Consider the following 19,521-nt stretch of genomic DNA (forward strand, 5'->3'; position numbering starts at 1 on the left):
CGTCAGCGCGACAGGCGGTCGCCGCAGGCCGGCCACTGGCTCTCCCGGCCCTCCCGCTGGTAGAGGATCTGGGCCCGGTAGGTCTGCTCGTCGGCGGGCCAGTCGCTCGGCAGCCCGATGCCGCCCACGGCCTCCCACATGCGCACGCTGAACTGGTACATCCCGTAGTGGGGCCCGTCGGGGTTGTAGGCGAGCGGGTCGCCGTGGGCGACGCACTCGGCCAGGGCGGGCCAGTCGAGCCGCGTCACGGCGGGTTCGACCGGCTCGATGTGCTGCGGGGTGAGCGTGATGACCGTGCCGTCCTCGGGGAAACCGCCCAGCGGCGGGCTCACGTGGTAGCCGTGGCGTGGCGCGATGTGGTGCTGCCTGAGCACCTGCCGTACGGTCCTGGCGGTCGTCCGCGAGGTGAGCCGCCGGTTGCCCGCGACGATGTGCACCTCGCGCCTGGTGTGGACGGTGAGCGCCATCCCCGACAGCGGCACCGCGTGGCCGGGCGACGCGGAGAGCGTGCCGCGCGCCGCCTCGATGTCCAGCTCGGTCAGGGCGTCCGCGACGTTCGTGGCGGTGACGAGATGCGTGCTCGTGCGGCCGTCCACGGTCACCGTGAGCGGGCGGGCGCGGCGCACCTCGATGACGGCGCCGTCGGCGACGCGTTCGCGCGCGGCCGGGCGAACGACGTCGCCCGTGCCCACCGAGATCCCGGCGTCGGTGAGCACCTCCTCCACGGTCCCCGCGAAGCCGCGGATGGCCGCCTGTTCGCCGTCCACGATGACGACGACCTCTTTGACCAGCAGCGACACCGCCACGAGCGTGCCGAGCGCCACGGCGCCCGCCAGGCACACGACGGGCGTCCACGGAGAGCGCCACGGGATCGGCGGGCGCGGCGCGCGCCTCTTACCTCGCACGGACCACCTCCGGTTACGGACGGGAAACGCCCGAACGCTAGCGGTGGTCGTGGCGCCGGATCCGCCGGTTCACCAAACGATGGTCACCACTCGCCGAAGACCGTGACTCCGTTGGCGCTGATCGCCTCGCACAACCGGTCCGGATGGGCGCCCTTGACCTCCGCGAGGCAACGAAGGGTGAGCGGGATGAGATAGGGGGCGTTGGGCTTGCCGCGGTGCGGGACGGGCGGCAGGTAGGGGGCGTCGGTCTCGACCAGCATGAGCTGCTCGGGCGCGACCTCGGCGGCCTCGCGCAGGTAGGCGGCGTTCTTGTACGTCACCGGGCCGGAGAACGACATGAAATATCCCGCTTCCGAGCATTTTTTCGCCATCTCGGCGTCGCCGGAGAAGCTGTGGAACACCACCCTCTCCGGCGCCCCCTCGTCGGCCAGCACCTTCAGCACGTCGTCGTGCGCCTCGCGGTCATGGATGACCAGCGCCTTGCCGGTGCGCTTGGCGATCTCGATGTGGGCACGGAAGCTCGCGTGCTGGTCGTCCCTGCTCGACCAGTCGCGGTAGTAGTCGAGCCCCGTCTCCCCCACCGCGCGCACCTCCGGCCGCCGGGCCAGCGCCTCGATCTCGGCCAGCACCTCGGGCGTGGCCTCGTGGGCCTCGTTGGGGTGGACGGCCACGCCGGCGTAGACGCCTTCCTGCTCGGCCGCCACCCGCGCGTTCCACCGGGAGGAGGCCAGGTCGTAGCCGATCGTGACGAGCCGGGTCACGCCGACCGCCCTGGCGTCCTCCAGGATGCCGCGCACGCCGGCCGACGCCGCCTGCGCGGCCTGCGCCACCGGATCGCCCGACGACGCCTGCCTGTCGCCCACCATGATGTCGAGGTGGCAGTGGCTGTCGAACACGGGCGAGGAAAGCGGCTCAGGCGCGGCGGGAAGCTTGGTCACGGCATCCACCGTAGCCCCCGTGCGGCGGCACCCGGCCCGCCGGAGCGCCTCAGTCGGCCAGGCGGGCCAGCTCCTCGTCGACGACCTTCGGGTCGAGCTTCTTGAACAGCGGCACCGGCGGCGCGAGCGGCGTGCCCGGCTTGATGGGCTGGTGCTCCCAGCGGGCCGCCCCGTCGTAGTCGCCGGTGATCACCGGGTAGGGATCGCCGCCGTCCTCGTCGACCTCGTGGATCTCCGGCATGCCCGCCCACACACCCTCGCCGCCCAGCATGGCGTGGACCTTGTTGGACGAGCTGGGCAGGAACGGCGTGAGCATCGTCTTGGCGTCGTCGACCACCTGAAGCGCCACGTGCAGAATCGACTTCTGCCGCTCGGGGTCGCCCTTGAGCTTCCACGGCTCCTGCTCGGCCAGGTATTTGTTGGCCTCGCGGACCACGTCGAGCGCCTCACTGATCGCGTTCTTGAACCTCGACCTGCCGAGCTCCTCACCCACCGGGCCGAACGTGTTGCGCGAACGCTCCAGCAGCGCCCGGTCGGCGTCGGTCAGGTCGCCGGCCTCGGGCACGGCCCCGAAGTTCTTCGCCGCCATCGAGATCGACCGGTTGACCAGGTTGCCCCAGGCCGCGACCAGCTCGCCGTTGTTGCGGTTGACGAACTCCTGCCAGGTGAAGTCGGTGTCCTGGTTTTCCGGGCCGGCCACCGCGATGTAGTAGCGCAGGGCGTCGGCATCGTAGCGCTCGAGGAAGTCGCGCACGTAGATGACGACCTGGCGGGAGGAGGAGAACTTGCGGCCCTCCATCGTCAGGAACTCGCTGGAGACCACCTCGGACGGCGCGTCGAGCGCACCCAGCGAGCCGGGCGTGCCGCCGCGGTCGCCCCGCCCGCTGTAGCCGAACAACATCGCCGGCCAGATCTCGGCGTGGAAGACGATGTTGTCCTTGCCCATGAAGTAGTAGCCGCGGGCGTCGGGATTCTGCCACCACTGGCGCCACGCGTCGGGGTCTCCTGAGCGCCTGGCCCACTCGATCGAGGCCGACAGGTAGCCGATGACGGCGTCGAACCACACGTAGAGCCGCTTGTTGGGCTGGTCGCGCCAGCCGTCGAGCGGGATCGGCACCCCCCAGTCGAGGTCGCGGCTGATCGCCCGCGGCTGCAGGTCGCCGAGCAGGTTGAGCGCGAACTTCAGCACGTTGGGCCGCCACTCGCCCTGCTTGGACTGCAGGTAGGAGCCGAGCACCTCGGCGAAGGCGGGCAGGTCGAGCATGAAGTGCTCGGTCTCGGTGAACACCGGCGTCTCGCCGTTGATGCGGCTCACCGGGTTGATCAGCTGGATCGGGTCGAGCTGGTTGCCGCAGCTGTCGCACTGGTCGCCGCGCGCGCCGTCGTAGCCGCAGATAGGGCAGGTGCCCTCGATGTAGCGGTCGGGCAGCGTGCGGCCCGTGGACGGCGAGATGGCGCCCATCGTGGTCTGGGGGAAGATGTAGCCGTTGTCATAGAGACCCTTGAAGATCTCCTGCGTGACGGCGTAGTGGTTTTTCGTCGTCGTCCTGGTGAACAGGTCGTAGGCGAGCCCGAGCCCGGTCAGGTCTTCGGCGATGACGCGGTTGTAGCGGTCGGCCAGCTCCTTGGCGCTGACGCCCTCCTTGTCGGCCTGCACCTGGATCGGCGTGCCGTGCTCGTCGGTGCCGGAGACCATCAGCACCTTGTTGCCCGCCATCCGCTGGTAGCGGCTGAAGATGTCGGACGGCACGCCGAAACCTGAGACGTGCCCGATGTGGCGAGGGCCGTTAGCGTACGGCCACGCGACGGCGGTCAAGATGTGCTGGGACATGGTCCTAAGCCTACGGGGTCTCTGAAGATCATTTGTTACGGTCACCCGTGGTCCGCCGCCCGCCCATCTTCGAGATTCCTCGTTACGGTCACCAGTGGTCCGCCACCCGCCGCACTCCGGCTGAGGGCCCTCCAGGAAACGGCCTCTGACCCTTCACCGCTGACCGACCGCAACGCGAGCCCACCCTTGCCCGTGCTCCGTGGTCCACGCCTTGACCACGGACCGGGCCGGCAGGGCGCTCCGTAACGGCGGCGCGCCACTGACCGGTCAGAGGGCGTTTCCCTGGACGGACGGGAACCCACGCCAGCGGGTGGACGACCCCAGCAGCGCGTAAAAGATGCTTTGGCCCCGCGCGCCCGCCCGCAGCGCTAAAGGGCGTTTATCGCTCTGACTTCTCGAGGGAGATCGCCTCGGCGGCCTCTTCGGCTGCCTTGGCGGCCACGTCGATGGAGCTCTCGCGCGTGCGGCGGATGCCCAGGATGCTGATGAACAGCGAGGCGAAGATCGTCTGGAAGCTCATGACGAGCGCCGTCGCCGACGGCACGACGAGCCGCAGCGACTCGCGCGGGTTGAGTTCGCCGAAGCTGCGCACCTGCCAGTGCACCAGCGACATCACCAGCCCGACCAGGCCGGCCAGCGCCAGCAGGCCGCCCACCACGAGCCCCTTCTCCAGGGTCACGATGTCGATGATCCTGCGGATGCGCGGCGACTCCGGCAGGAAGCCCTCCTCGGCCGCGTAGACCTTCGTGAACAGCGCGAACAGCGCGGCCTGGAAGCCGATCACCATCAGCGCGGACGTGCCGACCAGCGTGTCGACGTCGAAGGCCAGCTCGCCGATCTCGACGGGGCCGAACGTCAGCGCGGTGCTCGCGACCAGGCCGATGACCATCATCAGCACGCCGGGGTAGAAGAACAGCCACTTGGGGCTGTAGAGGAGCAGGAAGCGCAGGTGACGCCAGCCGTCGCGCCACGAGCGCAGGTGCGGCGGGCGTGAGCGGCCGTCGGGCGAGAGCGTCGTGGGCACCTCGCGCACGTCGAGGCCGGACAGCGTGGAGCGGACCACCATCTCCGAGGCGAACTCCATGCCGCCGGTCTGCAGGTGCAGCCGCAGGATGGACTCGCGCCTGAAGCCGCGCAGCCCGCAGTGGAAGTCGCCGATCGCCGACGGGAAGAACAGCCTGCCGATGAACGACAACACCGGGTTGCCGAGATAGCGGTGGAGCGGAGGCATGGCCCCCGGGGCGATGCCGCCCTTGAAGCGGTTGCCCATCACCAGGTCGGCGCCGTCGCGCAGCTGCTCGACGAACGGCAGCAACGAGGTGAAGTCGTAGGAGTCGTCAGCGTCGCCCATGATCACGAACTTGCCGCGCGCCGCCCGGATCCCGCCCATGAGGGCGTTGCCGTAGCCCTTCTCATCGACGTGGACAACGCGGGCGCCGGCATCACGGGCCAGTTGTTGCGAGCCGTCCGTGCTGCCGTTGTCGGCGATCAGGACTTCGCCCTCGATGCCGTGCTCCTCCATGCACGCCAGTGCCTTGCGCACACAGACTTCCACGGTCTCCGCCTCGTTGAGGCAGGGCATGACCACCGTCAGTTCCACGTGTCTACCCTTCAGTTAAGGCTGTTCCAGTCAACCATCATGCCCTGTGCCCGAGTGTGGTCGGGTCAAGACCCACAAACGACTGGCATTCTTTACAGCATGGTGAGCGTCGCGGAGATTACCCCTGTGGACCACTCCGCTCCTGGCCCTGCAGCCCGTGCGCTGTCCATGGTGCGCCGGCATCGGGTGTTCGCCGCGGCCTTCGGCGTCGGCGCCGTGCTGCGGCTCATCACCATGCTCGGCTACGGCCCGGCCATGTGGTTCAACGACTCCTACGAGTACGTCTCGGTGGCCCTGCACCCGAGGCCCCACCCGATCAGGCCCGACGGTTACAGCTTCTGGCTGATGCTGCTCAAGCCTTTCCACAGCTTCACCCTGGTGGTCCTGACGCAGCACCTGATGGGCCTGGCCACGGCCTGCCTGATCTACGCGCTGCTGCGCATCAAGTTCAGGCTGCCGAAGTGGGGGGCGACGCTGGCCGCCGCGCCGGTGTTGTTCGACGCCTACCAGATCCAGCTGGAGCAGCTGGTGATGTCCGACACCATGTTCATGCTGCTCGTGGTCGGCGTCATCACGATGGTGTTGTGGAAGCGGCGGCTGACGTGGCAGGCGGGCACCGTGATCGGCCTGCTGCTGGCGCTGACGTGGCTGACCCGCTCGATCGGCCTGCCCATCCTGGCCCTGGTGGTGCTCTATCTCCTGGTCAAGCGCACCGGCTGGCGGCCCATCACGGCCGTCATCACGGCCTGCGCGCTCCCGGTGCTGGCCTACATGGGCTGGTTCGCCTCCGCGTACGGCAAATTCGCCATGACCAACAGCGACGGCCTCATCCTGTACATGCGCACGGCCATCTTCGCCGACTGCAACAAGATGGACATCGACAAGTACACCGAGGTGCAGCTGCTCCTGCTCTGCATCAACGACCCGGTCAACCAGCGCAAAGACTACGCCCAGTGGTATCTGTGGGGGCAGGGCAACGGCGACGGCACGGGCACCGGCGAGGTGCTGCACCGCTGGGGCACCAACAAGAAGTTCAGCGAGATCACCAACGAGGCCGCCAGCAAGTTCGCCACGCGCGCGATCCTGTCGCAGCCGGGCGACTACCTGCAGGTGGTCGTGCGCGACTTCTTCCGTTCGTTCCACTGGGCCCGTCCGCGCTTCCCCGACGAGTCCACGTACAACATGTACCAGTTCAAGCCCTACTACGAGATCGACGCGAACGGCCAGCCCAAGCGGCTGCCGAAGTGGTCGTCGTACGCGGGCGGCCGCACCGACACCGACGCGTTCAGCTACGAGCAGGGCCCGCCCGAGACGAGGATCGTGCATCCGTGGGCCGACATCATGAGCGGCTACCAGAAGGTGTTCTACCTGCGCGGCATCGTGCTCGGCGGGATCCTGCTGATCGGCCTGTACGGCGTCGCGGTCCGGTGGCGCAAGTTCGGCGGCCCGGTCGTGCTGCCGTGGCTCGGCGCGTTCGGGTTGCTGCTGGCCCCGGCCGCGACGGCGGAGTTCGACTACCGTTACGTGCTTCCGGCCGTGCCGCTGGCCTGCATCGCGGCGGCGATCACGCTGCGCAAGGGCGTCACTTCGGCGCGACGGTCACCCAGGAGCGCAGGAACATCCGGGCCCACCACTCTGCGTGTGCGATGGTCTCGGCGGTCAGCACGGGGTAAAGCCACCAGAAGTTGACCAGGGCGATGAGCGCGAACGCGCCCACGACCGCGGCCCCGAACGCCCTCCGTGCGGGCGTGGCCGCGGCCCTGCCCAGGATCAGCCCCGCCACCAGCACGAGCGCCAGCACCATGAACGGCACGACGGGGATCATGTAGAACAGGTACATCGTCCGGTTGTCGGCGATGGCGTAGTAGAACCACGGCAGCCAGCCGACCGCGTAGGCCAGCAGCACGGCGCCGGCCCGCCAGTCACGCGTGTTGAAATACCACACGACGAGGGCGATCAGCGCGAGCGCGGCTCCGTACCAGAGGGCGGGGGTGCCGGCCCCGATCACAGCCTGGGAGCACTTGTCGGCCCCGCACGCCGACGGCGGCAGGTCCCCGGCGTAATGGAAGGTGACGGGACGCAGCAGCACGGGCCACTGCCAGGGCTCGGACATGTTCTGGTGGTAGGTGTCCAGTCCGCTGTGGAAGCCGAGCACCTGCAGCTGGTACTGCATCCACGACCGCACCGAGTCGACCACGAAGAACGCGGGCCCCGACGAGGTGGCCTGCGCCCAGTTGCGTCCCCAGCCGTCCGCGCTGACGAACCACCCGGCCCACGACGCCGTGAACGTCGCCGCGGACGCGAGCGCCATCGCCCCGAACCCGCCGGGCAGGTCGTACGCCAGCGCCCCCCTGACCGGCTCGCGCGCCCCCAGCGCCCGCCTGGCCCCCATGTCCCACATGAGGCTCATGACGGCGAACGCGAGCAGGAAGAAGATGCCCGACCACTTGACCGCGCACGCGGCGCCGAGGCAGACGCCCGCGGCGATGCGCCAGGGCCTGAGCCCGAGCCGCGGCCCCATGCCGGCGACGGGCGAGCTCTCGTACCAGGAGACCAGCCGCTCCCTCGCCTGGTCGCGGTCGGCCACCAGGCAGGCGAATCCGGCCAGCACCCAGAACATCAGGAAGATGTCGAGCAGCCCCGTGCGCGACAACACCAGGTGCAGCCCGTCGAGCGCCAGCAGCAGCCCGCCCAGGCAGCCGAGCAGCGTCGAGCGGGTCATCCGCCGCGCCACCCTGGCCAGGATCAGGATCGACAGGGTGCCGATCAGCGCGGCGGCGAAGCGCCAGCCGAACGGGTTCATCCCGAACAACCACTCGCCCACGCCGATCATCCACTTGCCGAGCGGCGGATGCGCCACGAACGACGCGCAGTCGGACGGCTGCGCGCACTGCTTGAAGATGTCCAGGTTGCCGGCGATGAGCCGGCGGTCGGCGATGGGGTTGTCGGCGTCGCCGAGCATGGTCCGCTCCACGCCGTGGGTCAGCAGCGAGTAGGCGTCCTTGACGTAGTACGTCTCGTCGAAGACGACGGATTTGGGATCGCCGAGCCTGACGAACCTGAGGATGCCGCCGAAGATCGCCACCACGATCGGCCCGACCCACCCCAGCAGGACGCCGTCCTGCATGGGTGGGATCAGTCGACGCGGCGAAGCCCCCCAATTACTCACGAAGCGCACCTTATGGTGTCGCTGATCTCCTGTGCACCAGATCGTAAAGCTCGCGCTTGGGAATCCCCGCCCCCTTGGCCACCTCGGCGACGGCCAGCTTGCGCTGCGTGCCCTCGGCGACCATCCGGTCGACCTGAGCGACGAGCGCGTCCATGTCCTGCTCCTCCGCCCGCGCGACGTGACCGGCGACCACGACCGTGATCTCGCCCTTGACGCCGCCCTCCGCCCAGGCGGCCAGCTCGCCGAGGCCGCCCCGGCGCACCTCCTCGTAGGTCTTGGTCAGCTCGCGGCAGACCGCCGCCTCGCGGCCGGGCCCGAACGCCTCCGTCATGGCCGTGAGGGAGCTCGCCAGCCGGTGCGGCGCCTCGAAGAAGACCATCGTGCGTTCCTCGCCCGCCAGCGCGGCCAGGCGGCGGGCGCGCTCGCCCGGCTTGCGCGGCGGGAAACCCTCGAAGCAGAACCGGTCGCTCGGCAGCCCCGACACGGCCAGGGCGGTGGTGACGGCGCTCGGGCCCGGCAGCGCGGTGACCGTGACGCCCGCCTCGACCGCGAGCCTCGTCAGGCGGTAGCCCGGGTCCGACACGCCCGGCATCCCCGCGTCGGTGATCACGACGACCGTGCGGCCCTCCCACAGCGCCTCGACGAGTTCCTGGGCCCGGCCCGCTTCGTTCTGGTCGTAGTAGGACACGATCCGGCCGGTGATCTCCGCCCCCAGCTCCGCGGCGAGCCTGCGCAGCCTGCGGGTGTCCTCGGCGGCCACCACGTCGGCGTCTTCGAGCGCCTCGCGCAGGCGGGGCGAGACGTCGCCCGCCTGGCCTATGGGGGCTCCTGCCAGCACCAGCCTGCCGCGCTCTCCAGTCACCTGGCCATTGTGGCAGGCTATCCCTATTAGACGGTGTTTCTGCATGGCTTTCCGCTGAGGGCCCGTACGATGGCCGAATGGCGGTGACCGACTCCTCGTACCAGGCCTTTGACGACTCGGAGGCCGGCGACGGCCAGCACGAGGTCGCCCGGTCCGTACGCGATCGGGTGATTCCTCCCATGCGCGGAAGCGTGATGTGGGGGTGGCTCGGCCCGCTGCTGGTCACCGTGTTCGGCGGGGTCCTCCGTTTCCTCGATCTCGGCCATCCCAAGGCCGTGGTGTTCGACGAGACGTACTACATGAAAGACGGCTACTCGCTGATCACCTGGGGGGTCGAGCGGGTCACGGTCAAGGACGCCGACAAGGCGATCATCGCCGGCGACACCGGCGGCATCTGGCAGTCGTGCACGGCCGAGACCATGGACAAGTGCGCCTCCTACGTCGTGCACCCGCCCCTGGGCAAGTGGATGATCGGCGCGGGCGAGTGGTTGTTCGGGCTCAACCCGTTCGGCTGGCGCTTCGCCGCCACGCTGATCGGCACCCTGTCGATCCTCGTCCTGGCCAGGGTGGCACGGCGGATGACCCGCTCGACGCTGCTCGGCTGCTTCGCCGGCCTGCTGCTGGCCCTCGACGGCCTGCACTTCGTGCTCTCCCGCACGGCACTGCTCGACATCTTCCTCATGTTCTGGGTGCTGGCCGCGTTCGCCTGCCTGGTGGCCGACCGCGACCAGGCACGGGAACGGCTGGTCTCCTGGTACGAGAGCTCGCCCCTGTCGCCGCAGGGGCCGTCGCTGGGCATCAGGTGGTGGCGGATCGCCGCCGGCGTGTGCCTGGCCTTCGCGATGTCGGTCAAGTGGTCGGGGCTGGCGTTCGCGGTGGCGTTCGCGGTCATGTCGCTGATGTGGGACTTCGGGGCGCGCAGGGCCGTGGGACTGCGCAGCCCCTACATGGGGGCGTTCAACAAGGACGTGCCGCAGGGGGCGCTGGCGTTCGTGGCGGTGCCGTTCGTGGCGTACATGGCCACCTGGACGGGCTGGTTCGCCAACGCCACCGGCTACGGCCGCAACTGGGACCAGGCCACCTCGTCCGGGCCGCTCTACTTCGTCTTCGACTCGATGCGGTCGTGGATCCAGTACCAATGGCAGGTCTTCACCTTCCACAGCGGGCTGGAGACCTCACACCCCTACATGTCCGAGCCGTGGCAGTGGCCGCTGCTGCTGCGTCCCGTGGCCTTCTACTACGAGGCCAGGCAGGACGCCTGCGGCGTCAAGGACTGCTCGGAGGCCGTGCTGGGCGTGGGCACGCCGGTGATCTGGTTCGGCGCGGTGGCCGCGCTGGTGGCCCTCATCGCGTGGTACGTCTCCTCGCGCGACTGGCGGGCCGGCGCCGTGCTGCTGGCCTACGGCATGGGCTGGCTGCCGTGGTTCTACTTCGCCATCGCCGGCAACCGCACCATGTTCCTGTTCTACGCCATCCCGATGGTGCCGTTCATGGTGCTGGCCATCACGCTGTGCGCGGGGCTGATGATCGGGCGCGCGGGCAAGAGGCTGCCGGGGACCAGGTACTACCGCCGTCCCACCGCGGCCGCCGTCGTCGGCGCCTTCGCCCTGCTCGCACTGATCAACTTCTGGTGGCTGCACCCCGTCCTGTCGGGTGAGCTGATCCCGTACGTCGAGTGGAAGGCCCGCATGCTGTTCGAGAAGCAGTGGATATGATCACGTTTCCGTCGGCTCAATAGTGGTTTCTTAGGGCAGTCGCAGTGCAAGACCCGATACGCACCACCTTCGGACATCGTCAGGTCCGGGGTCGATACGGCAAACTTCGAGGCATGAGTGCACCGGATGTCACCGCCCTTCTCGCCGAGTTGGAGCGCTCTCAGCCGGACCTTGCCGAAGAGGCCAGGACCGCCGTCGAATGGTTGACGGGTGGGGAGCCGTTGGAGACGGTAACCCAGCTCGACGTCTGCGAGTTTCTCTGGTACACCCTGCCGATCAAGGTGGGGCCGCTCAAGCCTGGAGGCGACCACGAGCGCCTCGCACGTTCGCTCGGCCAACTGCTGCGGCTCGGCGGGCTGGAGCGGTACGCCGACCTGTGCACGTCCCCCACGACGATCAAGATCCTGCGCACGTACGCCCGCGAGGGCGATGACGCCGGCGCGAGCGCCTACCAGCAGGCGCTCGAGGCCACGGGCGTGCTCCCGCCCGATGTGCCAGAACTCCAGTGGAGCATGATCATGGGCCCGGAGGAGCTGGGCGCCCACCTGGCCTGCTCCGCCGCGCTCGAGCTGGCCATCGTCGCCCGCGCGAGCGTCGACCGCACCGCGCTGACCCGCCGCTGGCTCACCGAGCCACGGGCCGAGCTGGGCGGCGACAGCTGGCTCAACCGGGTGCACGGCGAGCGGCTCAACCGCTGGGTGCTGGGCCGCGGCCCCGCCAGGCGCGAGCTGGCCCAGCCGTTCGAGGTGCGCCTGCACGCACCCGTCACCCCGCAACCCCTGCCCGCCCTGCACCGGCTGCTCTCCCTGGCCGCCGCCTCGGAAGGCAGCCTGCCGCTGCGGCTGGCCCCGTCACCCGAGGCGCTCAGGCTGCGCGAGCTCGCCGAACGCGAGCTGGGCGCGATCAGCCGTGACGGCACCAAGCTGATCATCACCGACTACGGCAAGCGGCTGCTCAAGTCCCCGAAGGCCATGTGGAGGGCGGTCACCAAGCTGCTGCTGGCCAGGGGCGAGCACGAGTTCGAGGTGTCGGCCCGCGAGGCCGCGCTCATGCTGCTCGCCGACGGCACCCTGATGTCGCCCGCCGAGCTGCGCGAGCGGGTGGCGGAGGTGGTCGGCGGTGAGGGCTGGCATCCCGCGACGAGCCTGGAGGACGTCTCCGCGCCCGTGACCGACCTGGTGGCCCAGCTCACGGCGCTGGAGCTGGCCTACAGCGACGAGCTGGCGGTGCGGATGCGCCGCCCGGGCCAGCTGGCCGCGCTGGCGGCGCTGCGCGCACACGCGCTGCGACCGAGGAAATACGTCAGCTCAGGATGAGCTCCGGCCTCCATCCATGACCCCGGAGAGCCGTTCGAACACTCCCGGTAGTTACGATGGCGGGGCAGCACCAGAAGGGGGGGCCGTCATGGAGCTGTTTCCCGCCATGCCGCTCGCCGAGTGGACGGAGGCCAAGGAGACCTTTCACAGGTTCGCGCAGATCGTGGGCAAGATCCGGCTGGCGTCGAGCAACCGGCGCAACCACTGGTGGCAGGTGCCCTTCCACCCGACAGGGCGAGGGCTCACCACGCGCCCCATGGGCGGCCTGGGCGAGCAGCCGCTGTTCTGCATCGACTTCGACCTCGTACGCCACCGCCTGGTGATCGACGTGCTCGACGGGCGCAGCGCGGAGTTCGGCCTGATCGGACGGTCCGTGGCGTCGTTCCACGACCGGCTGTTCGAGACCCTGGCCGGGCTGGGCATCCGGCCCGAGATCTGGGCGGTGCCGTTCGACATGGGGGACGACACGCCGTTCCCCGAGGACACCCTGCACGCCCGCTACGACCCCGTGCTGATCAACCGCTACTGGCGGATCCTGTCGCAGGTGGTGCAGCTCCTCGACCGGTTCGCCGCCGGGTTCGCCGGCAAGACGAGCCCGGTGCACCACTTCTGGCACACGTTCGACATCGCCGTCGCCCGGTTCACCGGGCGCGTGGTCCGGGTCTCGCCCGACGCCGACCCGGTGACCCGCGAGGCCTACAGCTGGGAGGTCATCAGCTCGGGCTTCTGGTTCGGCGACAAAGAACGTCCATGGCCGGCGTTCTACTCCTACACCGCGCCCGAGCCCGAAGGGCTGGAGCGCGAGCCGCTGCGGCCCGCGCAAGCCGAATGGCTGCCGGCCAGGGGCAGCCACCTGGCCGTGCTCCGCTACGACGACGTGCGAGGCATGGAAGAGCCGGTGGCGGCGGTGCTGGAGTTCCTCGACAGCGCCTACCTGGCGGGCGCCAAGCTGACCCGGCTCGACACCGAGGCGCTGGCCTCCCCGGGCGGCGTGACCGACCCCTACTACGGGAAGGCCTGAGACGCGCGAAGCGCCCGCCCTCCGGAGAGGGCGGGCGCCCCACGAGTGCGCACCGGTGTGCAGGTCGCCTCTCGGCGAAAGGCACAACGCGGCTCCAGCCGAACGGTAGTCCGCGAAGGCAATAGGTGAGGCCCGGGGACACTGATCACACCGGCCACGCGTCATATAACCCCGCCAGGCGGCCGGACATTCCCCGATCGGCCTGGTCGATTTCCGCCGCGGTCAGGAGCGGGCGGCGGCGTGCTCGGGAGCTGCCGGGCTCGTGACCCCGTCAACCGGCATCGTCGAAGTGACCGGCGGCGAACTCGGCGAACGTTCGACCGTCAAGGAGTTGATCCAGCATCCCCACCAGGAACTCGCACTCCCTCGCCGGATGCTCAGCCGGGCACTCCAGCGCGTGCCGCAACACCTCCTGCGCCGCTCTGGCCCGCGCGATGAGCTCGTCCAACTCCCCGATCCGCTCGCCCACCGCCTTGCGCCACTCCTCGCCCGGCGCGTCCAGCACCGCCCCCGCGGTGTCCAGCGAGATGCCGAGCTGCTGCAACGTCCGCAGGAAGACCAGGCGCCGCAACTCCTGCCTGCCGTACATGCGGCGGCCCCGGCGGCGCGCGACGGGTACGACCAGGCCGCGCTCCTCGTAGTAACGCAGCGCGGAGGCGTTCATGCCGAGGACGCGGGCGGCCTCGCCGATCGAAATCAGGTCCATGACCTCATTTGACTTCAAGTCGGCTTGAACCGCTTCGCTGGGGGCATGCCAATCACCTCCTGGGTCACGGGCGGCCCCATCAACTCGCCCTTCGCCTCCCCGAACGGCCTGCGCGGCCGCCTGGCCGGACGCTTCATGCTGGTGGCCAACCACCAGGAACAGCTGCTACCCGCCCTCGACGTGCGGCCGGGCGAGCACGTCCTGGAGGTCGGCTATGGTCCCGGCGCGCTCATCAAGCTGCTCGGCCGGACCGGTGCCGCACAAGTCTGTGGCGTGGACCCGTCGCCCGACATGCGCGCGCTGGCCGGCCGCCGGGCGGGCGGGGCCGAGCTGCGGCTGGGCACCGCATCCGACACAGGATTCCCTGAGGGCAGCTTCGACTGCGTGGTCTCGGTCAACAACGTGGCCCTCTGGCCGGAACTGGAACCGGGCCTGCGAGAGCTCCGCCGCGTCACCCGCCCGGGCGGCCGGGTGGTGATCGCCTGGCACGGCGGCACCTCACCCTCCCCGATCGGCCGCCGGCTGCGCCTGCCCGAGGACAAGCTGGAGCGCGTCCACAAGGGTCTGGACGAGCTGTTCTGCGAGGTCAGCAGGCAGGAGCTGAGGGCGCTGACGGTCTTCGCGGCCCGCTGAGCCCGCCACTTCTGCGCCCAGCCGTGGCCGGCCTTCGCCGGCGTGGATCAACGGCCCGCTCACCACCGGCGCCGACGGTCCGCTAAGTCGTCGGCTGCGGCGGATCCGCGTCAGCCCGTGGCACGTGAGGTTCCACGGTGCCCGTGAGCTTTGCGGCCCTGGCGCGCAGGTAGCGCTCCTGGGGCCGGCTCATCGCGCGCCCGGCCGCATCGTGGGTGGGTCCTTCCTCCGTTGCCTCTCGCCAGGGACGTCGGAGCCGAGGCCGCGCACCGGACACGTTCCGGAAAAGATTCACACGAGCACGCCGCCGCCGTCCACGCCCATGACCGCCCCGCTGACGTACGGGCCGGCGCGTAGGGCACCATCGAAGGCGTGCCATACGCGAACGCCACCGGCGTCAAGCTGTCCTACCAGGTCCGCGGCGCCGGGCCGCCCCTCGTGCTGCTGCAGGGCCAGGCCAACGACCACCGCTGGTGGGACCCGGTGCGGGCCGACTTCGAGTCGTCGTACACCACGATCACCTTCGACTACCGGGGCACCGGCCACAGCGACAAGCCCGACGAGCCGTACACGACCCGCGGGTTCGCCTCCGACGTGCTGGCCGTGCTCGACGAGCTGGACGTGGAACGGGCGCACCTCTACGGCACATCGATGGGCGGGCGGGTGGCCCAGTGGCTGGCGGCCGACCATCCGGAGCGGGTCGGGGCGCTGGTGCTCGGGTGCAGCTCGCCGGGCGGCGCCCACGGGTTCGAGCGGGGCAACGACGTCCGCCGGTCGCTGGCCCAGCCGGACCGGGCGGCGGCCGAGCGGGCGCTGCTGGAGCTCATGTACACACCCGCCTGGCTGGCCACGCACCCCGGCCCGCATCGCACCGTCGGCGACCCGCGCATGCCGGCGTACGCGCGGCGCCGCCACCTGGCCGCCAGCGCCGGGCACGACAGCTGGGACGCGCTGCCCACCATCACCGCCCCCACGCTGATCGTGCACGGCACCGACGACGTGCTCAACCCGGCGGCCAACGCGCCGCTGCTGGCCGGCCGCATCCCGGCTGCGCGGCTGCGGATGGTGGAGGGGGCACGGCACGCGTACTTCGAGGAGTTCCGCGAGGTCGCGAGCCCGCTGGTGCTGGAGTTCCTGGCCGGCGCGGTCTAGCCCACGGCCATCACAGGAGCACGCCGTGTTCACTGGCGTACGGCGGGGATGGCTCTCAACCTGCGGAGGTGGGCAGATTCCAGCTCGGGCCGTCAGGGGTTCCCAGCCATACCCGTTGTGCGCTGGGCGTGATGGTGATCCCGAACGCGGACTGATGGGGACGTCCTGCGCCGTCCCAAATGTGGATCGCCTTCTCGATGACATCCCACAAGCGTTGTGGGCCGTTCTGGCGGACCACCCATCCATCGCCGTTCGCCGAGATCCATGCCCATGACTGTGAGACGTGGTCGGTGAGCAGGTGCTCGGCGGGCCCGTCATCGGCGAAGACCAGCGTGTGCTGGGTGTCGGGGGCGGCGAGCTGGGCCACCCACGTGGAGGTCCAGTCTTCCCAGATGTCGTTGGGGTCGAGGCTTGCCGGGCGGAGTGACCCGCCCCTGCCTGGCAGGCCGGCGTCCGGCAGTGGGGCGCGGTGAGGGCGGGCCATCATGAATGACACGTGGCCGGGCAGGAATTCGCCATGCGCGGTGCCGGGACCGTCAACTGTCATTTTGGCCAGGCCGAATCCGTGCTGCCAGCCCGACAAGGTGGCCAGGATGATCGCGCCCGTGCGGCTCTGCCGCAGCCATGCCCTGGGGATGTGGCGCACGGCACACGTGGCGATGATCCGGTCGTAGGGTACGCCGCCCGGATGGCCGTGAAGCCCGTCCCCGGTGATCAGCTCTGGTTCGTGACCGAGCCCGCGCAGTGCCGCGGCGGCGCGTTCGGCCACAGCGGGGTCTATCTCGATGGAGGTGACCAGCTCGGGGCCCAGTCGCTGGCACATGAGCGCCGTGGAATAGCCGGTGCCTGTGCCGATCTCCAGCACCTTGTCCCCTTCGCACAGGTCAAGGTATTCCAACATGCGAACGACCAGGCCGGGCAGCGTCGAAGAAGAGGTCGGCTCGCCGATCTCATTGCACTGCGTGACGATGGTCCGGTCCTCGTAGACCAGACGCAGCCACGCTTCGTCACCGACCTCGGCACGACGGACCGGCTCCCACTGCCCGTCGACGTTGCGGAACGCGTCGTCCGGCAGAAAAGCCTCGCGGGGTACTGTCTCGACCGCGCGACGCCACAGTGGGCTGCGGAGGTCGCGGCCCTCTGCAAGCTGGTCGGCCAGGCTACGGCGTAGCCGCATCCCCAGGTCGTCGCCGTGGTATGCGTTCACTTTCGCTCCAGGAGCAGGTCAGCGATCGCAGATGCGATCGGTAGCCGGGTGGCGTCTTGCAACCATGCCCATTGACCGTTCGGATTCGCTTCGAGGAACACCCACCGCCCATCGTCGGTCACAGCGAAGTCGAAGGCGGCAAAGCGCAGGTCCAGGTGCTTGAGATAGGCCAAGCACGCCTCGATGATGGCAGAAGGGGGATCGACGACCACATAGCGATGTTTCTCATAGTCCTGCCGCCAGTCCAGCATCCCAGATTCGATGCGGACGCTGAACAAACGATTTCCTACGGCGGTGACTCGGATATCGGCGACTTTGTGGACACGGGCCTGAAACAGATGGGCGGCGTGGTTCACCCGTTGGTCGAGCTGATCGGGGTTCACCGGCGTGGCCCAGATGGTTGCCGGCTGCCCGTCCGCGCCGTCGAGGGGTGTCATACGGAGTGGCTTGTAGATGATCGGCCCATGCTCATCGGCGAAGGCACGTGCGTCGGCCATGCAGTTCGTGATCAGCGTCGCCGGGATCGTGAATCCTGCGGTACGAGCGACAGCGAGTTGCAGCGGCTTGTGTTCGGCTGCCGCGATCCGCCATGGATGGTTGATGTACGGACACCTTAGCGACGCCAGAACACCACCGAGCCCGAATCGTGCCTGCGTCGCGGTGAACCGGGCGTGCTGTTGTACGGCGTGTGCGTGGAGGTATGGGGTGGGCCGCCGGTAGTACACGGCCCTGGGTTATTACCGTCCGCAATCGACAGTGTTCGGTTGCCGTCGACTAGGACCCTTCGCTCACGCGAGAAGGGCAGGTGAACGCTCGTTCAATATGCCTCGCCGGACAGAAGCCGCGTCCAGACATCTTCAGCGCGCTTGCTACGCCAGCTCTCCGTTTCGTGGACGAGGACGGCGGCCGGCGTGTGAGTGGTCCGCCTGATGAACATCAGGCCACCCGCGACGCACAGTTCGAACGCCATGTCCTGGCAGGCGCAGGTGTGTCGTCGAACGCGTACATGTGCGCCGCGAGAGGGTGGTTCGCTCCACGCAAGTTTCTTGTGATCCGGTTTAGGGGGTTGGACGTGGATGCCGTGGTAAGGCCAGTTCATGGAGTCACCATAATCACTTCTTGTCTACCTCGTCTAGGACGTTGGCCATATGATCAGCGTCGACTACGTGTCTAACGTCACTCACGTGGGTGTGGACAGGTTTGACCCGACGCCGATTTACCAGCAGGTGGCGGCGATCATCAGAACGCAGATCAAGAATGGTGAGCTGGGCCCCCGCGACCGGATTCCGTCCGAATCGGAGATGGTTCGAGACCATGGGGTGGCGCGTGACACGGCCCGTCAGGCCGTTGCCCTGTTGCGTGAGGAAGGCTGGGTGATGACCCTGCCACAACGGGGCAGTTTCGTCGCCGACCGGGAGAGCTGGCCGGCGCAGGGCTGAGCGGCGCGGTCCGCGCGGTCAGCCGGCGGCCCGGGCGAGGCGGGCGGCCAGTTCCCGCAGGTGCGCGACCAGCTCGGCCGGTTCGTGCACCTCGAACTCGCCGCCCAGCGAGAGCAGCCGGAAGGCTAGCCAGTCCAGGGTGTCGGCGTGCATGCGCAGCCGGCAGGTCCGCTCGTCTTCTCCGACGACCTCGCCGAGCGCCCTGACGACCTCCGTACCCGGGCCGTGCAGTGTGACGACGGCCTCGTACGTGGGGGCGGTGGAGTAGAGCTGGTCCGCCACGTAGGCGGCGGCGTCGGCCGGCGGCTCGCGCGGTGTGATCCTGGCGCCCGTCCGCAGCAGATCGGCGATGCGGTCGATGCGGAAGATCCGCCAGTCGTCGCGGTCGTGGTCGTGTCCGAGCAGGTACCATCGCCGCCCGGCCGCGACCAGCCGGTGCGGGTCGACCAGCCGCCCGCCCGTCCTGCCGTCGTTGGTCCGGTACACGAAGCGCACGCGTTCCTTCCCCGTCACGGCCATCGACAGGGCGGCGAGCAGTTCCGGATCGACCTCGGGCGCGCCGGGCACGGGCATCGGCACGGTGGCGGCGCCGAGCGCGCCGACGCGATGGCGCAGGCGGGCCGGCAGCACCTGTTCGAGCTTGGCCAGGGCGCGTACCGACGCCTCCTCGATGCCCTGCACCGGATGCCGGGCGGCGGTGGACAGGCCGACGGTGATGGCCACCGCCTCCTCGTCGTCCAGCAGCAGGGGCGGCATCGCCGTACCCGCGACCAGGCGGTACCCGCCGTCGGCGCCCATACTGGCCTCGACCGGGTAGCCGAGGGCGCGCAGGCGTTCGACGTCGCGCCGGACCGTACGGCGGCTGACCCCGAGCCGCTCGGCCAGCTCGCCGCCCGGCCACTCGCGTGGGGTCTGGAGCAGGGACAGCAGGGTCAGGAGGCGGGAGTCGCTCATGAATTTCAGCATGCCCGACATGTAGGACAAGTCCTGACCTACTGGACATTTAGCGTGGTCAGCACCTACGCGA

At 69.5% G+C, this 19,521-nt stretch carries 17 protein-coding genes; 7 read left to right on the top strand and 10 right to left on the bottom strand.

Annotated features, from left to right (window positions below; genetic code table 11):
- Nucleotides 1–2: 2 nt before the first annotated feature.
- The 4 genes from ABGA98_RS42505 to ABGA98_RS42520 form a co-directional block, all read right to left on the bottom strand.
- A complete protein-coding gene (locus ABGA98_RS42505; RefSeq protein ID WP_347624158.1) occupies nucleotides 3–905 on the bottom strand; it encodes a ubiquitin-like domain-containing protein in 903 nt (300 codons plus the stop codon).
- Between the two features lie 83 nt (nucleotides 906–988).
- Entirely contained in the window at nucleotides 989–1,843 is an 855-nt protein-coding gene (locus ABGA98_RS42510) for a TatD family hydrolase (RefSeq protein WP_347624159.1), read from the bottom strand.
- Between the two features lie 49 nt (nucleotides 1,844–1,892).
- Nucleotides 1,893–3,674, bottom strand: a complete 1,782-nt coding sequence (gene metG / locus ABGA98_RS42515; RefSeq protein ID WP_347624160.1) for a methionine--tRNA ligase — start codon at nucleotides 3,672–3,674, stop codon at nucleotides 1,893–1,895.
- A 379-nt stretch (nucleotides 3,675–4,053) separates the two neighbouring features.
- Entirely contained in the window at nucleotides 4,054–5,274 is a 1,221-nt protein-coding gene (locus ABGA98_RS42520) for a glycosyltransferase family 2 protein (protein ID WP_347624161.1), read from the bottom strand.
- A 99-nt stretch (nucleotides 5,275–5,373) separates the two neighbouring features.
- Here ABGA98_RS42520 and ABGA98_RS42525 point away from each other — a divergent pair, with 99 nt between their 5' ends.
- Complete coding sequence (locus ABGA98_RS42525) at nucleotides 5,374–6,963, top strand: hypothetical protein (protein ID WP_347624162.1); 1,590 nt, start codon at nucleotides 5,374–5,376, stop codon at nucleotides 6,961–6,963.
- On the opposite strand, the gene ABGA98_RS42530 is transcribed toward ABGA98_RS42525, so the two are convergent.
- Together ABGA98_RS42530 and rsmI are read right to left on the bottom strand one after the other, a co-directional pair.
- Nucleotides 6,857–8,401 (bottom strand): phospholipid carrier-dependent glycosyltransferase, encoded by a 1,545-nt coding sequence (locus ABGA98_RS42530; RefSeq protein WP_347624163.1) that lies wholly within the window; start codon nucleotides 8,399–8,401, stop codon nucleotides 6,857–6,859. The genes ABGA98_RS42525 and ABGA98_RS42530 overlap by 107 nt on opposite strands.
- Before the next feature lie 52 nt (nucleotides 8,402–8,453).
- Entirely contained in the window at nucleotides 8,454–9,305 is an 852-nt protein-coding gene (gene rsmI, locus ABGA98_RS42535) for a 16S rRNA (cytidine(1402)-2'-O)-methyltransferase (RefSeq protein WP_347624164.1), read from the bottom strand.
- 77 nt (nucleotides 9,306–9,382) lie between these two features.
- Here rsmI and ABGA98_RS42540 point away from each other — a divergent pair, with 77 nt between their 5' ends.
- From ABGA98_RS42540 to ABGA98_RS42550, 3 genes are all read left to right on the top strand, one after another.
- Nucleotides 9,383–11,020 (top strand): phospholipid carrier-dependent glycosyltransferase, encoded by a 1,638-nt coding sequence (locus tag ABGA98_RS42540; protein ID WP_347624165.1) that lies wholly within the window; start codon nucleotides 9,383–9,385, stop codon nucleotides 11,018–11,020.
- Between the two features lie 113 nt (nucleotides 11,021–11,133).
- On the top strand, nucleotides 11,134–12,336 hold the full coding sequence (locus ABGA98_RS42545; RefSeq protein ID WP_347624166.1) for a hypothetical protein: 1,203 nt from the start codon (nucleotides 11,134–11,136) through the stop codon (nucleotides 12,334–12,336).
- Between the two features lie 88 nt (nucleotides 12,337–12,424).
- The gene (locus tag ABGA98_RS42550; RefSeq protein WP_347624167.1) at nucleotides 12,425–13,357 is read left to right on the top strand and encodes a DUF5996 family protein; all 933 of its coding nucleotides are present in this window, start codon (nucleotides 12,425–12,427) and stop codon (nucleotides 13,355–13,357) included.
- Nucleotides 13,358–13,628: 271 nt separating this feature from the next.
- Here ABGA98_RS42550 and ABGA98_RS42555 read toward each other — a convergent pair whose 3' ends face one another.
- The gene (locus tag ABGA98_RS42555) at nucleotides 13,629–14,063 is read right to left on the bottom strand and encodes a MerR family transcriptional regulator (RefSeq protein WP_347624168.1); all 435 of its coding nucleotides are present in this window, start codon (nucleotides 14,061–14,063) and stop codon (nucleotides 13,629–13,631) included.
- A 45-nt stretch (nucleotides 14,064–14,108) separates the two neighbouring features.
- On the opposite strand from ABGA98_RS42555, the gene ABGA98_RS42560 reads away from it, so the two are divergent.
- Complete coding sequence (locus ABGA98_RS42560) at nucleotides 14,109–14,696, top strand: methyltransferase domain-containing protein (protein ID WP_347624169.1); 588 nt, start codon at nucleotides 14,109–14,111, stop codon at nucleotides 14,694–14,696.
- A gap of 372 nt (nucleotides 14,697–15,068) precedes the next feature.
- Entirely contained in the window at nucleotides 15,069–15,848 is a 780-nt protein-coding gene (locus ABGA98_RS42565; protein WP_347624170.1) for an alpha/beta fold hydrolase, read from the top strand.
- A 55-nt stretch (nucleotides 15,849–15,903) separates the two neighbouring features.
- Here the strand turns inward: ABGA98_RS42565 and tgmC are convergent, their stop codons facing one another.
- Both tgmC and ABGA98_RS42575 read right to left on the bottom strand, forming a co-directional pair.
- Nucleotides 15,904–17,055 carry an ATP-grasp peptide maturase system methyltransferase gene (gene tgmC, locus ABGA98_RS42570; protein ID WP_347624171.1) on the bottom strand — a complete coding sequence of 384 codons (1,152 nt, stop codon included), beginning with the start codon at nucleotides 17,053–17,055 and terminating at the stop codon, nucleotides 15,904–15,906.
- Nucleotides 17,052–17,780, bottom strand: coding sequence for an ATP-grasp ribosomal peptide maturase (locus tag ABGA98_RS42575; RefSeq protein WP_347624172.1), 729 nt, complete (start codon nucleotides 17,778–17,780; stop codon nucleotides 17,052–17,054). Before ABGA98_RS42575 ends, tgmC begins: the two co-directional genes overlap by 4 nt.
- 423 nt (nucleotides 17,781–18,203) lie before the next feature.
- Here ABGA98_RS42575 and ABGA98_RS42580 point away from each other — a divergent pair, with 423 nt between their 5' ends.
- Complete coding sequence (locus tag ABGA98_RS42580) at nucleotides 18,204–18,494, top strand: winged helix-turn-helix domain-containing protein (RefSeq protein WP_347624173.1); 291 nt, start codon at nucleotides 18,204–18,206, stop codon at nucleotides 18,492–18,494.
- An 18-nt stretch (nucleotides 18,495–18,512) separates the two neighbouring features.
- Here the strand turns inward: ABGA98_RS42580 and ABGA98_RS42585 are convergent, their stop codons facing one another.
- Nucleotides 18,513–19,460: a YafY family protein gene (locus ABGA98_RS42585; RefSeq protein WP_347624174.1), complete on the bottom strand. Its 948-nt coding sequence runs from the start codon at nucleotides 19,458–19,460 to the stop codon at nucleotides 18,513–18,515.
- Nucleotides 19,461–19,521: the final 61 nt, after the last annotated feature.

Source organism: Nonomuraea sp. B1E8, assembly GCF_039871515.1.
Lineage (GTDB): Bacteria > Actinomycetota > Actinomycetes > Streptosporangiales > Streptosporangiaceae > Nonomuraea.

Bases quoted from the DNA above. Each gene is read 5' to 3' on its own strand.
- metG (WP_347624160.1), bottom strand. From the start codon at position 3,674: ATGTCCCAGCACATCTTGACCGCCGTCGCGTGGCCGTACGCTAACGGC.
- ABGA98_RS42525 (WP_347624162.1), top strand. From the start codon at position 5,374: ATGGTGAGCGTCGCGGAGATTACCCCTGTGGACCACTCCGCTCCTGGC.
- ABGA98_RS42530 (WP_347624163.1), bottom strand. From the start codon at position 8,401: ATGCAGGACGGCGTCCTGCTGGGGTGGGTCGGGCCGATCGTGGTGGCG.
- ABGA98_RS42540 (WP_347624165.1), top strand. From the start codon at position 9,383: ATGGCGGTGACCGACTCCTCGTACCAGGCCTTTGACGACTCGGAGGCC.
- ABGA98_RS42545 (WP_347624166.1), top strand. From the start codon at position 11,134: ATGAGTGCACCGGATGTCACCGCCCTTCTCGCCGAGTTGGAGCGCTCT.
- ABGA98_RS42550 (WP_347624167.1), top strand. From the start codon at position 12,425: ATGGAGCTGTTTCCCGCCATGCCGCTCGCCGAGTGGACGGAGGCCAAG.
- ABGA98_RS42555 (WP_347624168.1), bottom strand. From the start codon at position 14,063: ATGGACCTGATTTCGATCGGCGAGGCCGCCCGCGTCCTCGGCATGAAC.
- ABGA98_RS42560 (WP_347624169.1), top strand. From the start codon at position 14,109: ATGCCAATCACCTCCTGGGTCACGGGCGGCCCCATCAACTCGCCCTTC.
- ABGA98_RS42580 (WP_347624173.1), top strand. From the start codon at position 18,204: ATGATCAGCGTCGACTACGTGTCTAACGTCACTCACGTGGGTGTGGAC.
- ABGA98_RS42585 (WP_347624174.1), bottom strand. From the start codon at position 19,460: ATGCTGAAATTCATGAGCGACTCCCGCCTCCTGACCCTGCTGTCCCTG.